Raw genomic sequence first — 13,623 nt, 5'->3', positions numbered from 1 at the left:
TTTACGATGTAATCAAATAACCGAAAGGGGAACTTTCAAATGAAATCGAAAGCGATACAATTACCTCTTCAAACATTTAGTTTAGTTGCTGGGTTTATGGTATGGGTCATTTTATCTGCCCTAATGCCTTTCATTAAAGAAGATATCCATTTATCAGCCAATCAATTAGCTCTAGTAACAGCAATTCCAGTAGTCCTTGGTTCTGTATTAAGGATCCCGATAGGGTATTGGACAAATCGTTTTGGTGCAAGAAAATTATTTTCTATTAGCTTTATTCTGTTGCTGTTTCCTATTTATTACATTAGTATTTCAAACTCGTTCACCGACTTACTTGTAGGGGGGCTATTCTTAGGAATAAGTGGTGCAGTATTTTCGGTGGGGGTTACCTCATTGCCGAAGTATTATCCAAAGGAACGGCATGGATTTGTTAACGGCATTTACGGAGTAGGGAATGTTGGAACTGCGATCACTACATTCTCAGCACCAGTACTAGCCATTCGATTTGGATGGCAAACAACTGTTCAGCTCTTCCTAATCATCGTATTAGTTGTGGCAGCAGTTAACTTTTTCTTAGGGGATAAAAAGGAGCCAAAAGTTGTTACTCCTCTTAAGGATCAAATCAAAAGCGTTTATAAAAATGAAAAGCTATGGTGTTTAAGTTTGTTCTATTTTTTGACATTTGGGGCGTTTGTTGCATTTACAATTTACCTGCCAAACTTCCTCGTCGCACATTTTGAGCTGGAAAAAGTAGATGCTGGTTTAAGAACAGCTGGATTTATTGCCATTGCAACGTTTGTTCGGCCATTAGGCGGATGGCTAGGAGATAAATTTAATTCATTTAAAATATTAATGGTTGTTTTTGCGGGATTAACCTTATCAGGAATCTTATTAGCTTTTAATCCAACATTGACTTTTTATTCGATCGGGTGTTTAACGATCGCCTTCTGTGCTGGCATTGGGAATGGAACGATTTTTAAACTGGTACCGATGTATTTCTCAAAGCAAGGCGGCATTGTCAATGGGATTGTTTCTGCAATGGGAGGCTTAGGCGGATTTTTTCCACCGCTCATGCTGTCATTCTTATTTAACTTAACTGGTCATTATGCTATCGGCTTTATGGCGTTATCCCAAGTCGCACTTGCAAGTTTAATTATCGTGGTGTGGATGTATTACCAAGAAAAATTGGGTTCTGCTGTTCAAAAAGGGCAAGCATTTAATGGCAGAGGTCAATTAACTCAGTAATAAATAGGAAAATCCTCAATTGTTTTGAGGATTTTTTTCTTATTTATTCTTCAAAGAAGTCTCTAAAAGCTTTTAAATCGGTATTATATTTGTTTTGAATGTATGGATTATCAATCGTTGAATCTTTAGGATCTAAATTAGTTTTTATTTCTACTATTGGTCCGGACGTTCTTCGTTCGGCTATTATTCGATCATTTAGCTCATTAAAATCGGGAAGATCCTTATTGCCTGGTTGTCTTGGTTCTGACATTTGGACACCTCCTTTCAATTAGGTTGCTTATTTCGCTAAATTTTATGTAGATCGTTTTTTAACAGACAGATGATTAATTTTATAAGGAATAAGCAAAATAATAATGCATGCAAAAGTAATAAGGGGGAGATATAATGTCAAAAAACAAACAAACACCATCTGCAGAAGTTGATCAAAAGAAATTATTAAATGACAAGGTCGATGCTCTTCGAAAAAACAACTTTGAAGATGGCCATGTTCGAAGAGTTACTTCTAATGGTGCACAAGGGCAATAAGGGAAGAAAAAAGGAGTTGCATATGCAGCTCTTTTTTTTTGAATATATAACTTAACAAATGAATCAAATAGGTATAAAATAATTTAGTGGTAGATGCCAAGGTGTAATTTATTAATCAATATGAATGGTTTGACGAAGCACCCAGTTCATATTAAATTTTGATTCAATCTCGAAAGTGAGTGTTCATTATGGGTCGTAAATGGAATAATATTAAAGAGAAAAAGGCAGCAAAAGACGCAAATACAAGTCGAATTTACGCAAAATTTGGTCGGGAGATTTATGTAGTTGCCAGACAAGGAGAGCCGGATCCTGAAGCCAATCAGGCCTTAAAGTTTACCTTAGAACGCGCAAAAACATATAATGTGCCTAAACATATTATCGACCGTGCAATAGAAAAAGCAAAGGGCGGATCAGAGGAAAACTATGACGAACTTCGCTATGAAGGCTTTGGACCAAATGGATCAATGGTCATTGTTGATGCATTAACAAATAACGTCAACCGTACTGCTGCAGATGTACGCGCAGCATTCGGAAAAAATGGCGGAAACATGGGCGTGAGTGGGTCTGTTGCCTATATGTTTGATGCGACTGCTGTTATTGGACTAGAGGGCAAAACAGCAGATGAAGTGCTTGAAATTTTAATGGAAGCAGACGTAGACGTTCGTGATATTGTTGAAGAGGACGAATCAGTGATTGTTTATGCAGATCCTGATCAATTCCATGCGGTACAAGAAGCGTTTAAAAATGTAGGAATTACTGAATTTACAGTAGCAGAACAAACAATGCTAGCTCAAAATGATGTAACTCTTTCAGAGGATGCCCAGGCAAAATTCGAAAAAATGATTGATGCACTAGAAGATTTAGAGGATGTTCAACAAGTGTATCATAATGTAGATTTAGGAGAATAGAAAAGTTAAGCAGACCTTGATCTAAAAGGTCTGCTTTTTTAACTTGATGATTGTTAGCAATCGCCAGTTTTATTTAGGTGAAGAGGAGGCGGTATTAACCAGCCTTTTTCCTTATTAAGTCGAAGAACTTTTGCACCAAGCACTGCCTTTTGAACATGAATTTGTCCAAACATTGCTGCAATGTCTTCTCGAATGGACTCCCCAATGATTTTACTGCATGAAACTAATCCTGCTGCATTATCTAATGCAAGGGCAGCAGCTATTTCCTGGTCAAGAAAGCGTGCTCCAGTTGGGATATCCTCTATACATGCATTTGGACGTTCGGGAGGAGTTGGAGGCAAACCAACACCATTTTCTTTTAATAATGTTTCAATTTGTTTAACCTCTTGTTGCCCAAGCTGAATGGCTTCTTCAAGCAATTTTTGTAAGTCTTCATCACCCGCATGATTTAAGTGGGTTTGGTGGCAAACAATTAGTCCTTTTGCCGCCATTAGAAAAGACCATGTACCAAAAACCTCACCGTAATGCATTGGTTCTTCTTTCGGATTTCCACTTAATATCCCCATTTTTATCCTCCTGAGTATGTTCATATTGTGCTCCTTTCTAACATGCACAATTTTAGCTTGCCGCTAAAAGAACAGGAGATACATTACATCATTTGGGGCTGGTATTAAATGCATGAAAAACCCATTGAAAAGGAGGGAAATCCATTTTGCAAGGGGTTTTTCATTAAAACTGATTGTCAGGGTGTAGATTATTTTGCATGAATTCTTGTATCTTGTGTACATCTTCTGCTGATGCTATCTCTGTTTTATACCAGCCTTTTTCGTCCATTCTTTCATAGAGCTTATATTGATTGGTATTGGCATTATTAAAACACTGATGATAAATATCCCGCAAATCCTTATGACTTGTTTCTAGCATGGTATTACTAATGCTACGGCATCTGCCTTTCTCCAATTCTAGGCAAAGCTGCAGCATTTCTCGATCCGTTAACCCGCGCCCCTCCATATTATTTGGCATTTGTTTGCCCCCTTTATTTTATTGAATCATTTTTGAACGGTTGAAATATTGTGAAAGATCGGCGATTCTTAATTGGTGACTTTCTGCTAGCTGTTCAAGAAATTTTCTTAGCTCTTGGTCCTCGCATAGTGAAGCACACCAATTCATCGTTTTTGCAGTAATTTCCTCTGCCCGGATCTCATCCTCTATGTATGAAAGTTCTTTTGTCGTTAGCTCATTCATTTTTTCACCTCCAGGAACAATAATCCTTTTCTTTGCTAGTATTCATTGAAAATCACCTTTTTATCCATATGACATTATGGGTTGATTAGTGAATAAGATTAAGCTTATGATCCAAAATATTGTTAAAAGGAGATGACAAGATGAAACATGTGATAGCACTAGCAGTTAAAGGTGTAGCAAGCCTTGCGCTTTTATATGTAATACTTGGGCTAATTTATGGGATGAGTTTTGGCAATGTATTATTTATCACTTTAGTTTTGGGACTTGTTGCTTATATAATTGGTGATTTGCTCATATTGCCGAGAACAAATAACTTAGTCGCATCAATTGCTGACTTTGGACTCGCATTAATGGTTATTTGGCTAATGAACAGTGTTTTAACAAATGAAGGGAATATTTTATCAATGTCTTTCATTGCATCATTAGGGGTCGCACTTTTTGAATACTTTTACCATAAATATATTTCAACTAATGTGATTGATAATTCTCAAACAGAAAAAAAGTATTCTGGAAATCTGCGGTACCAAACAGAGGCTTCAGAGGAGCTGACACCAAATAGAGAAGAAATTAAAAATGAGAAAGAAGATAAATAAGTATTTATGTAAAACACTCGAAGAAGGACAATCTTCGAGTTTTTTTTGTTTCACTTATGGTAACCCATAAAAAATAACCTGTCCTTCTCTATATAGATCATGCATATATTAGTGGGAGAAATCGTTTGGGAGGATACGAATGTTTCATATTTTTGAAAAGGCAATTTGGGGCATGGCATTATTGAGAATTTTTTCGGGTGGCATCGAAATTGTTGTTGCCTTATTGATATTGAAATTTAATGATATTGAAAAAGCACTTGTAGTTAATAGTTCTCTCGCTTTAGTTGGTCCCATTATATTAATCATTACAACAACGATCGGTCTTGTTGGAATGTCTGAGAAGGTTTCTCTCACCAAACTCATTTGGATATTTGGAGGAGTTGCATGTATCCTTTATGGGATTAAAAGTAATTAATTTATAGATGGGATTGGCAAGAAACATTGAAGATTATCTTGTTATAAGAGTGTCAAAACAAGGGAAGCTTATACTTAATGCTTAAGAGTAAATGAAGGGACTGTTTAAGTATGCTTTCAAATCAGGAATTATCCCAGTTTAAGAAGAGACTAAACCATTTAAAGCAGGACATTCAAAATAGATTCGAGCAAAATGATCATTTTGGTTTAAATGAATCATTTTGGAAGGAATCAATGGGCGAGCTTTCAAATTATGATAACCATCCGGGAGATGCAGGAACAGAGCTATTTGAAAGAGAGAAAGATATTGCCTTAAATGAACATTTAGAAGATGAATTGAAAAATATCGATAAAGCTTTAGTGGCTATAGAAAATGGAACCTATGGAAAATGTGAGGTTTGCTCTAAGGATATCCCAACTGAACGATTAGATGCTTTGCCTACAACCACTTTCTGTATAGAACATTCACAGGATCAGCATACATCTCACAAACGCCCTGTTGAAGAAGAAATTATCGGACCGCCTTTTAAAAAGTTCTTTAAAGATGAGGATGGGGATGAAAATGTTGTATTTGATGCAGAGGATTCCTGGCAAGAGGTAGCCAAATGGGGGACAAGCGAATCTCCTTCTGATATGTCCGATCCTCCAGATGATTATAATGAAATATATACCGATTCAGGAGAAAATGTGGGGTATGTTGAGGATTTTGAAAATTTTGTTGGGGTCGATATTGAAGGAAGAAATATTACCATTTACCCGAATGCTCAGCATGAGGAGCTAGAGGATCAGTTAGATGAGGAGGATATTATGACTTCATATGGAGATTTACCAGCCTATGAAAAAGATCCATATACTGCTGAATATCTTGAAAGGGAAAGGAATAGGGATTAAAAAGATAATTTATAAAAAGTCTCAGTTTTATTTTAAAGGGCGATTTCTATAGGAAATCGCCCTTTTCTTTGAATATAACGATTATAATGGTACTAAATGTTCATTTTTTAAACACAAAAAGCTTCTGCCCGAAATAATTCGTGATCATATAAACTGCAGTACCGATGAACATAGCTAAATTTTCGGCTCTTAGCATATTAAGGGAAAATTGTTCTTTAATCATACCTGCCGCCATACTACTAACTGTATATGAAAAAAAGTAACAAAAAAGAATGACTGCGATAAAGCGGGGGACACTTTTTTTGATAGGAACTTTACTATGAAAAGTAAAGTTCCGATTTAAACTATAACTGACAATCGCACCAACACTATTTCCTAAAAAAGTAGAAAACCAAAAGGAAAATTCTACAGTATTAAAAAGGAGAAACATCGTGCTAAGGCCTGTCAATGTATTAATAGCCCCCACGATTAAAAAACGGATAAAGGAATTAGTTCGTTTCAGACAGCTTTCCAAGATCAGTGTGATAGAATTCATTTTCATTTCCTCCATCATTTAAAAGATGGCGGGGCATTGGCATATTAAATGCATCAATGTCGATAATATATTTCGGTCTTCTCTTGGATTCTTTATATATTTTTCCAATATATTCTCCTACAAGGCCAATGGCAATAAGCTGAAGCCCGCCAATAAGCCATATGGAAATGATTAAGGATGTCCATCCTACTTCTGTCTTCCCAAAAAACTTTAAACCGAGAAAATAAGCACCGAATAAAAGACTAATAAAGAATGACAAAACACCAGCCAGCAAAACGAAACGAATAGGTGTAACAGAGAAAGAGGTAATCCCTTCAAATGAAAAGGCAAGCATTTTCTTTAATGGATATTTTGTCTCACCGGCAAGCCGTTCCTTTCGGTCATAATATACATTCGTTGATTTAAAGCCGATAAGGGGGATAATGCCGCGAAGAAACAGATTCACCTCTTCAAAATGTTGGAGTTCATTTAACGCACGTTTACTCATTAAACGGAAATCTGCGTGGTTATAGACAAGATTCACGCCCATTTTTTTCATTAGCGTATAAAAGCACTGAGCAGTGTTTCTTTTGAAAAAAGTATCGCTATCCCGTTTTCTCCTTACACCATAAACAATTTCATAACCCTCTTGAAATTTATGGATAAATTCCCGAATGACAGTTATATCGTCCTGCAGATCTGCATCAATGGAAATTACACAATCAGAAGCTTTCCTGGCAGCTGATAAACCAGCAAGAAGAGCATTTTGATGCCCGACATTTCTTGATAGCTTCAACCCACGGATGTTCTCGTCATGTAAACTTTTTTTGTAAATGATCTGCCAAGTTTGATCTTTGCTGCCATCATCTACAAATAGGATTTTACTTTTATCAGAAACGACTCCTTCTTCTTTTTGTTCATTTAAAAAGCTGCTTAGCTGCAAAATGGTTTCTGGGAGAACATCCTCCTCGTTATAACAGGGTACGACGATGGTGAGTACCGGATTTTCCATTTTGTATCCTCCTATTCGCTATATTGCTTTATAGAGGTAGATTTTCCAAGCAGAGTTTTTTGATTCAAAGGTTTTTTCTAACCGTAGGTTATTTTCCGATGCATTATCAATTGGAACTGCTGAAAATAAATATTTCCCACCCATTTCTTTAAAGGGCTCAATATTGAGTTCAAGCTTTTTCAGCCTTTTTTTTGAATTTTTCTTAAACATATAATGCTTCCCGAGTTCCGCTGTGAAGATATAGCAGCGCCCGCCCCATTCATCAAAATAGGTCCTGATGGTTTTGTTTTTCGCCAGTTCCTTCTCAATTATTTCTCTAAACTGATATTTATAGCTTAAAGGATAAAAATTATTATATGTATCTAGAGTATAGAATCCATTATACTGGGCGATTGCAGGATGTATTCCGATACTGGCCACCCTATACTCATCCTGAGGAATGCCAATGTATTCTTTAATATTATTGAACTGTTCTACAGCATAAAATTCCTTAACCGTAGGCTTATTACGAAATAAAATTTCTTCATTACAAAATGAAACAATCAGAATCTGGGCAATGACAAGGATAAGCCCGACACGTCGCCAATTTTTCAAATAAGAACTGATGATTTTCAATGACATCGCAAACAACAAGTAAATAATAAGGGGTCTTAAAAAGTGATACCTTGCAAAATTAAAGGTATCAAGGAAGTGAAAACGTTCTGTCAGTGGAAGCCATCCTTTGTAAAACCAGAATGCATACCAAGCAGATAATAAAAAGTTTAGTAAAAATAAAAACATAAACGCCTTTTCCTGTTTCCATCGTTTTCTCATAAGAATGATAAATAAAGCAATTAGCATGACTGGTAGAATGATAAAAGTATGTATGGTCGCAGCATGATGGTGACCATAAACAAAGTTTTTATAAGTAAGCCGGATTGAGCGAGCAACTGATAATCTAGCATGAAAATACTCATCCCGACTGTTTGGATCATCATCAAATAAAAGGGAATATATAAGCCGATATTCAACTAGTAAAAACATGATTGTCATATAAGCGATTGATAAAAGAAAGCGAAAATTCCAGCCTTTTCCTCTAATCAAGTCAGAAAGCCAGAATAATCCCATTGCACTAAGAAAAAAGAAGAAACCAAGTACAATACTTGAATAGAAAGGGAGAATGGTTAAAACAAAATAGTTTTTCCACGATCTGTCCCCAGTCCGTATATTTAAAAAAGCCCATAATGCGAGTGGCATTCCAAGCGTGCTTAGCATCCCTGATGGCCAAAAAGGGGTAAATGCAAAAGCCAATGCAGTACCGATATTGATGGCTATCCATTCCTTATCTTTAAGAAAATGAGTTTTCAAAAGTAAATACATGCCAAAAAAAGCCGTAAATCTTGTGATTGTTTGGCTTATTGCATAGGCAACCATAGTTGGGAAGATTGCATAAAGCCAGACAATTAGGCTGAATTCAGTACCAAAAGCATTTCGTGACAAATTTCCGTTAATTATTTGAGGTATAGCAGCATTTACTGATCCAGTAATTTGTCCGCTTTCAGCAAGAACTTTATACCATGCAAGATTGGAATCCAAGTTATCATGGACGCGTATGTGAGCATTGTCTCCTAATATGAATAGGGGAGAAACGAAGAAAGTAATTGCAAGTAAAGACAAGATAATTAGTATTTGCTCTTTTTTATTATTTCTTTTTAACAGCAATCTTTACGCACCTCAAAATACATTTCTCTTTTAAGTGAACTTGTTTTAAGGTTGCTCTATCATATGAATAATATTCCTTTTGTTTTAGCAAATCTAAATTTGAAAAATGAAAGAATCAGAAAAACACCGTCGTTAAACGGTGTCTAAATGTTAACTAGGATCGTTTTCATCGAGTGACAAGGTAACTACTTTCGTAAATTCTCCTCTGGAAATCTCGGTTGATGTTGCACTTCTATCTAATTCATCCTCGGTATTCATTCCTTCAGCAAGAATTGGTTCTTTCGTTTCTTTTTCCTTCTTCAACACTCATACACCCCTTTCTTTTGTATATTGTCCAAGGGGTGTACTCTCATACTTCCTTTTTATAGCCCAATGAGCTTTCATTTTGGGTTATTGCAAACTCGTTTGAATCCGTTTAGTAAACAGTTCAACAAACTTTTTACATTTAGATAGGTCTCGTTTTTGCGGCAATAATTCTACCTTTAAGGTTACAGCTAAATTCGTATTTATTTTTAAAACGTTTTTAAACGTATCAACAGCTCCACAGTAATGAGGGTAAAACCGGTCACCCGTACCAAAAATAGCTGTAACCATTTCTTTACTTCTTAAATCTTTAAACTTATTATAAATCGTTTCCATTTCTAGGGGGATTTCTCCATCTCCCCATGTATAAGTGCCAATGGCCAACGCATCGTATTCAGCTAACTCATGAACTGGGAAGTCAGTTATGTTTATGAGTTGAGATCTAAATTTCTGTTCCATTAACAGTTCATGTAGTAATCGTGCCAATTCTTCTGTATTGCCTGAAACAGATGTGTAAACAATACCGATTCTCATAACTCATCAAAGCCATTGTCCTGTGAGACCTTCGTATAAGTACGTGACTTTTGTTCAAAGAAGTCAGACTTTGTTTCATTCATCATTTCATCACTAAAAACATGAATCCAAGGCATTGGATTATCTCGATCCTCATAATAATTTTCTAATCCTAATTGGCGGAAACGTTTGTTTGCTAAATACTCTACATAGTCTTCAAATTCATCTATATCAATTCCCTTAATATCTTTCAAAATATAATGTGCCCATTCTTTTTCAAGCTGTACAGCTTGGTGAATGGTATCATAAATAAATTGAGCATTTCTTTCGGTGTGTAGCTCAGGATTTTCTGTTAGAAGCATCCGAACAAATTGAGCAATAAAGTATGCATGCTGCATCTCATCTCGTTGGATATAGCTGATCATTGTGCTCGTTTTTAGCATTTTTTGCTGACGTGCTAAATGATAGAAAAAGGCAAATCCCGCATAAAAGTAAATTCCTTCTAGATTGATTGAATTAATGCATAGTTCAAATAAATGTTGAGGGGTAGGCTCGTTTCGGAAATTTTCGTATGCATCTAAAATAAGCTGGTTGCGTTTTCGAACAATAGGATCATCCTTCGCTTGATTAAAGCGGGCGTTTTGTTCGCTTAAAGGAACAAGCGAACTCAATATATAAGAATAGGATTCATTATGAACGGCCTCCTGCTGGGATATGACAGCAAAAATGGCTTTAAAGCTTGGATCAGTTACATAATCCATTACTTGAGTCATCGTGGGTGTCTGCAAACTATCAAGAGAAGCCAGCTGTGTATTGATCCGTAAAAATATATCTTGTTCAGTCGTGCTTAGTAATTCCCATTGTTTAACATCATCCTGCATGTTAATTTCTTGAGCCTTCCAAAAGTTGGATAATAGGGTTTGGTACATTCGGTACATTTGCGGGTATTTTATATCGTTCCAGTTTAATATACCAGAGGACTGACCGTTAATGATACGTGTTGATTTATTAGGATATTCCGGGTTAAGCAGCTTAATTTTAGAAAGGGTTTGATTGATGCTCATTAGTATTCCTCCTCGTTTAATGTTAGCTGTGGCATGCTTCACATTCATCAATTTCTGTTTGCGATGTACTGCGTACATAATACGTCGTTTTTAAACCGTGTTTCCATGCTTCCAGATGAAGCTGCAGCAATTCACGTGCTTTAATATCGTGGCGAACATAAATATTAAAGCTAATTGATTGGTCAATATGTCGTTGACGAGCAGCATTCTGCTTAATACTCCATAATTGGCTTAGTTCATGGCGGACACGTCGGTAATAATTGTACGTATGGTGATCTAAATCAGGAGCAATCACTTTAAATTTAAAGTTTTTCTTTTCCTCCGCATACTCAATCGCATATAAAGGATCAATGCCATCTGTAGAACCACCGATCTTGGCGGTTGAAGAATTTGGAGCAACTGCAAGCATCCATCCATTGCGAACCCCATGCGCCTGAATTTCCTCTTGAAGCTTAATCCAGCGCTCTGACGTATAGCCTTTTCGTGTAAAATATTCTCCTGTTTGCCATTCGGAACCAGGAAACATTTGATATGCACCTTTTTCTTTCGCTAGTTCCATTGAAGATTGAATGGTATAGTAACTTATTTCTTCATATAATTTATTTGCATAATCAACAGCATCTTCTGATTCCCAATGAATTTCCTTGTGGGCGAGTAGGTGATGCCAACCAAAGGATCCTAAACCAACCGCACGATACTTCTCGTTTGTCCTTTTGGCTTGTCCAACTGAAATATGATTAATATCAATTGTATTATCAAGCATGCGCATTTGAATTCGGATAAGACGTCCTAACACATTTGATCTAACTGTGTTAGGAAGGTGGATAGAGGATAAATTACATACGACAAAATCTCCAGGTTTTCTAACAATCACAATATTGCCTTCTTCATCTTGATATTCCTTTTGAATCACAGTTGCAGACATATTTTGCATAATTTCAGTACAGAGATTACTGCAATAAATAGAGGTGCGTCCTCTTCCTTTCACATGTTTATTTGGATTTTGGCGGTTTACCTCATCTCTATAAAACATATAAGGAGTTCCTGATTCTAATTGTGAAACCATTATTCGAGCCATGATATCCATTGCCCGGTATGTTCTTCTTGGGAGAAGGGGATGATTAACTGCTTCTTCATACTTTTGGGTAAAATATTTGTGGTCTGTCTCATCGTAATAATCTTCAAGTCCCAACGGAGTTCCATCTTCATCCTTCCAGCCCATCACTTGTTTCACTTGATGAGGACAGAAGGTATGCCATTCACCAATGCTTCGACCAGTTTCATCAACTTCTTCTAGTTTCTTCATAAATAAATCAGGAATGGATACACCTGTAAAAATATCATGCGCTTTACGGCGTTCATCCCCGTTATTTGTCTTTAAGTCTAAGAATCCGTTCATAATATCTTTATGGAAAATATCAAGGTAAATAGCAACAGCACCCTGTCTCTGTCCCAATTGATCAACACTGACAGCAGTGTCGTTAATTAGTCGAATCCACGGAATGACACCTGAAGAATTCCCTTTAAATCTCTTAATATCAGAACCTAAGGCACGAACCTTCCCATAATAAACGCCAATTCCACCGCCGTCTTTGCTTAATCTAGCGATATCCCAATTATTTAAATAGATGCTATCCAATGAATCTTCGACTGTGTCTATAAAGCAAGAGGAGAGTTGACCATAGCTTTTGCCTGCATTTGCTAGAGTAGGGGTGGCCACCGTCATATAAAGATTGCTTAGAGCCCAGTAAGCTTCCTTTACAAGCGAAAGTCGCTTGGATGGACACTCATGCTTCATTAAAGTCATTGCGATGATCATGAATCGTTCCTGAGGCAATTCGTAAATATTTTTCTCATAGTCCTTGGCTAAATACCGATCGGCAAGCAGAAACAAGCCAACATAATTAAATAAATAGTCTTTTTCTGGATTGATTACCTTCCCAATTTCGATTATTTCATTTCGTGTATATAAATCCAGTAAATCACTTGAGTATATACCTATATTTGTCAGCTTTATAATCAATTCATAGAAATCTCCATACTTTTGTTCTTTTTTATATCCTCTATTTACTGCTGCCTGTGCATAAAGTTGATTTAAATAAAATCGGGCAGCGAGATAGGTCCAATTTGGCTGCTCCATTGATATTTTGTTCAACGAATAGTGAAGTGCCAGTTCGTTCGCTTCGGATGCAGGCATATCCTTTTCAACTAATCTATTTTTAAGCTCCTTAATATCGATAGTATATTTTTTTGAGGATTTCTCTAAAGCCTCCAAAATAGAATCTACTTCTGTAAAAATCATCGTTTTCATAAAAAATTATTCCCCTTTCAGTTTATTTGTTTTCAACTTTTGTAAAAAAGGGGGGAAAATAAAAACCCATCGCTCTAAAAAAGAGGATGGGTTTAACAAACGTTGATATGATCATAGACAAGATAAAAGGTCTATCAAAATACCCTCGTTCTATCTTCCCAGCTCCCGAAGAAGATAACACGTAATAAATATGGCAGGTCTCCTGACTCGTGCTTTGCCCTACTTTAAGTCCTTCCCATCCCAATGGACAGTGGCTTTCTTATTTCGTCAGCACTTACAGTTGCGGGAACAGTTCTGGATTTACACCAGATTCCCTATTAAGTCTTTACAGACACCATATTTACAGGTTTATCACTGTATATTGTAGTATTGTTGGAAATCTAATAC

Annotated in this window: 17 protein-coding genes and 1 riboswitch; of the genes, 6 read left to right on the top strand and 11 right to left on the bottom strand. The window is 36.4% G+C overall.

Going from position 1 to position 13,623, the window contains the following annotated elements:
* Positions 1-39: 39 nt before the first annotated feature.
* Complete coding sequence (locus tag RUH74_RS08105; protein WP_313799778.1) at positions 40-1,242, top strand: nitrate/nitrite transporter; 1,203 nt, start codon at positions 40-42, stop codon at positions 1,240-1,242.
* A gap of 43 nt (positions 1,243-1,285) precedes the next feature.
* Here RUH74_RS08105 and RUH74_RS08100 read toward each other — a convergent pair whose 3' ends face one another.
* A complete protein-coding gene (locus RUH74_RS08100) occupies positions 1,286-1,492 on the bottom strand; it encodes a hypothetical protein (RefSeq protein WP_313799777.1) in 207 nt (68 codons plus the stop codon).
* Positions 1,493-1,626: 134 nt separating this feature from the next.
* On the opposite strand from RUH74_RS08100, the gene RUH74_RS08095 reads away from it, so the two are divergent.
* Together RUH74_RS08095 and RUH74_RS08090 are read left to right on the top strand one after the other, a co-directional pair.
* On the top strand, positions 1,627-1,767 hold the full coding sequence (locus tag RUH74_RS08095) for a hypothetical protein (RefSeq protein ID WP_313799776.1): 141 nt from the start codon (positions 1,627-1,629) through the stop codon (positions 1,765-1,767).
* Positions 1,768-1,955: 188 nt separating this feature from the next.
* A complete protein-coding gene (locus RUH74_RS08090; RefSeq protein ID WP_313799775.1) occupies positions 1,956-2,675 on the top strand; it encodes a YebC/PmpR family DNA-binding transcriptional regulator in 720 nt (239 codons plus the stop codon).
* Between the two features lie 53 nt (positions 2,676-2,728).
* On the opposite strand, the gene RUH74_RS08085 is transcribed toward RUH74_RS08090, so the two are convergent.
* From RUH74_RS08085 to RUH74_RS08075, 3 genes are all read right to left on the bottom strand, one after another.
* A complete protein-coding gene (locus tag RUH74_RS08085) occupies positions 2,729-3,241 on the bottom strand; it encodes a DUF3231 family protein (protein ID WP_313799774.1) in 513 nt (170 codons plus the stop codon).
* A 163-nt stretch (positions 3,242-3,404) separates the two neighbouring features.
* The gene (locus tag RUH74_RS08080; RefSeq protein WP_313799773.1) at positions 3,405-3,698 is read right to left on the bottom strand and encodes a spore coat protein; all 294 of its coding nucleotides are present in this window, start codon (positions 3,696-3,698) and stop codon (positions 3,405-3,407) included.
* Positions 3,699-3,716: 18 nt separating this feature from the next.
* The gene (locus tag RUH74_RS08075) at positions 3,717-3,920 is read right to left on the bottom strand and encodes a hypothetical protein (protein WP_313799772.1); all 204 of its coding nucleotides are present in this window, start codon (positions 3,918-3,920) and stop codon (positions 3,717-3,719) included.
* Between the two features lie 140 nt (positions 3,921-4,060).
* Between RUH74_RS08075 and RUH74_RS08070 the strand changes: the two genes are divergently transcribed.
* From RUH74_RS08070 to RUH74_RS08060, 3 genes are all read left to right on the top strand, one after another.
* Positions 4,061-4,513, top strand: coding sequence for a YndM family protein (locus tag RUH74_RS08070; protein WP_313799771.1), 453 nt, complete (start codon positions 4,061-4,063; stop codon positions 4,511-4,513).
* A 139-nt stretch (positions 4,514-4,652) separates the two neighbouring features.
* A complete protein-coding gene (locus RUH74_RS08065; RefSeq protein WP_313799770.1) occupies positions 4,653-4,928 on the top strand; it encodes a YqhV family protein in 276 nt (91 codons plus the stop codon).
* A 110-nt stretch (positions 4,929-5,038) separates the two neighbouring features.
* Positions 5,039-5,818, top strand: coding sequence for a TraR/DksA C4-type zinc finger protein (locus RUH74_RS08060; RefSeq protein ID WP_313799769.1), 780 nt, complete (start codon positions 5,039-5,041; stop codon positions 5,816-5,818).
* A gap of 100 nt (positions 5,819-5,918) precedes the next feature.
* On the opposite strand, the gene RUH74_RS08055 is transcribed toward RUH74_RS08060, so the two are convergent.
* The 7 genes from RUH74_RS08055 to RUH74_RS08025 all read right to left on the bottom strand — a co-directional run bounded on the left by RUH74_RS08055 (position 5,919) and on the right by RUH74_RS08025 (position 13,236).
* On the bottom strand, positions 5,919-6,353 hold the full coding sequence (locus tag RUH74_RS08055; RefSeq protein ID WP_313799768.1) for a GtrA family protein: 435 nt from the start codon (positions 6,351-6,353) through the stop codon (positions 5,919-5,921).
* Entirely contained in the window at positions 6,307-7,344 is a 1,038-nt protein-coding gene (locus RUH74_RS08050) for a glycosyltransferase family 2 protein (protein WP_313799767.1), read from the bottom strand. The genes RUH74_RS08055 and RUH74_RS08050 overlap by 47 nt, the downstream gene beginning before the upstream one ends.
* A gap of 18 nt (positions 7,345-7,362) precedes the next feature.
* Entirely contained in the window at positions 7,363-9,042 is a 1,680-nt protein-coding gene (locus RUH74_RS08045; protein ID WP_313799817.1) for a DUF6044 family protein, read from the bottom strand.
* 153 nt (positions 9,043-9,195) lie between these two features.
* Entirely contained in the window at positions 9,196-9,348 is a 153-nt protein-coding gene (locus tag RUH74_RS08040) for a hypothetical protein (protein WP_313799766.1), read from the bottom strand.
* An 87-nt stretch (positions 9,349-9,435) separates the two neighbouring features.
* A complete protein-coding gene (locus tag RUH74_RS08035) occupies positions 9,436-9,882 on the bottom strand; it encodes a flavodoxin domain-containing protein (protein ID WP_313799765.1) in 447 nt (148 codons plus the stop codon).
* Complete coding sequence (locus RUH74_RS08030; RefSeq protein ID WP_313799764.1) at positions 9,879-10,925, bottom strand: ribonucleotide-diphosphate reductase subunit beta; 1,047 nt, start codon at positions 10,923-10,925, stop codon at positions 9,879-9,881. Before RUH74_RS08030 ends, RUH74_RS08035 begins: the two co-directional genes overlap by 4 nt.
* 22 nt (positions 10,926-10,947) lie before the next feature.
* The gene (locus RUH74_RS08025; RefSeq protein WP_313799763.1) at positions 10,948-13,236 is read right to left on the bottom strand and encodes a ribonucleoside-diphosphate reductase subunit alpha; all 2,289 of its coding nucleotides are present in this window, start codon (positions 13,234-13,236) and stop codon (positions 10,948-10,950) included.
* 175 nt (positions 13,237-13,411) lie between these two features.
* A riboswitch (cobalamin riboswitch) is annotated at positions 13,412-13,590 on the bottom strand.
* Positions 13,591-13,623: the final 33 nt, after the last annotated feature.

The organism is Cytobacillus sp., assembly GCF_032154635.1.
Taxonomy (GTDB): Bacteria; Bacillota; Bacilli; order Bacillales; family Cytobacillaceae; genus Cytobacillus.
The sequence above is the reverse complement of the archived record's forward strand: the minus strand, read 5'-3'. Positions and strand labels throughout refer to the sequence as shown.

Excerpts from the sequence above, each read along its gene's own strand:
- RUH74_RS08105 (WP_313799778.1), top strand. The coding sequence starts at position 40 with ATGAAATCGAAAGCGATACAATTACCTCTTCAAACATTTAGTTTAGTT.
- RUH74_RS08100 (WP_313799777.1), bottom strand. The coding sequence starts at position 1,492 with ATGTCAGAACCAAGACAACCAGGCAATAAGGATCTTCCCGATTTTAAT.
- RUH74_RS08095 (WP_313799776.1), top strand. The coding sequence starts at position 1,627 with ATGTCAAAAAACAAACAAACACCATCTGCAGAAGTTGATCAAAAGAAA.
- RUH74_RS08090 (WP_313799775.1), top strand. The coding sequence starts at position 1,956 with ATGGGTCGTAAATGGAATAATATTAAAGAGAAAAAGGCAGCAAAAGAC.
- RUH74_RS08085 (WP_313799774.1), bottom strand. The coding sequence starts at position 3,241 with ATGGGGATATTAAGTGGAAATCCGAAAGAAGAACCAATGCATTACGGT.
- RUH74_RS08080 (WP_313799773.1), bottom strand. The coding sequence starts at position 3,698 with ATGCCAAATAATATGGAGGGGCGCGGGTTAACGGATCGAGAAATGCTG.
- RUH74_RS08075 (WP_313799772.1), bottom strand. The coding sequence starts at position 3,920 with ATGAATGAGCTAACGACAAAAGAACTTTCATACATAGAGGATGAGATC.
- RUH74_RS08070 (WP_313799771.1), top strand. The coding sequence starts at position 4,061 with ATGAAACATGTGATAGCACTAGCAGTTAAAGGTGTAGCAAGCCTTGCG.
- RUH74_RS08065 (WP_313799770.1), top strand. The coding sequence starts at position 4,653 with ATGTTTCATATTTTTGAAAAGGCAATTTGGGGCATGGCATTATTGAGA.
- RUH74_RS08060 (WP_313799769.1), top strand. The coding sequence starts at position 5,039 with ATGCTTTCAAATCAGGAATTATCCCAGTTTAAGAAGAGACTAAACCAT.
- RUH74_RS08055 (WP_313799768.1), bottom strand. The coding sequence starts at position 6,353 with ATGAATTCTATCACACTGATCTTGGAAAGCTGTCTGAAACGAACTAAT.
- RUH74_RS08050 (WP_313799767.1), bottom strand. The coding sequence starts at position 7,344 with ATGGAAAATCCGGTACTCACCATCGTCGTACCCTGTTATAACGAGGAG.
- RUH74_RS08035 (WP_313799765.1), bottom strand. The coding sequence starts at position 9,882 with ATGAGAATCGGTATTGTTTACACATCTGTTTCAGGCAATACAGAAGAA.
- RUH74_RS08030 (WP_313799764.1), bottom strand. The coding sequence starts at position 10,925 with ATGAGCATCAATCAAACCCTTTCTAAAATTAAGCTGCTTAACCCGGAA.
- RUH74_RS08025 (WP_313799763.1), bottom strand. The coding sequence starts at position 13,236 with ATGAAAACGATGATTTTTACAGAAGTAGATTCTATTTTGGAGGCTTTA.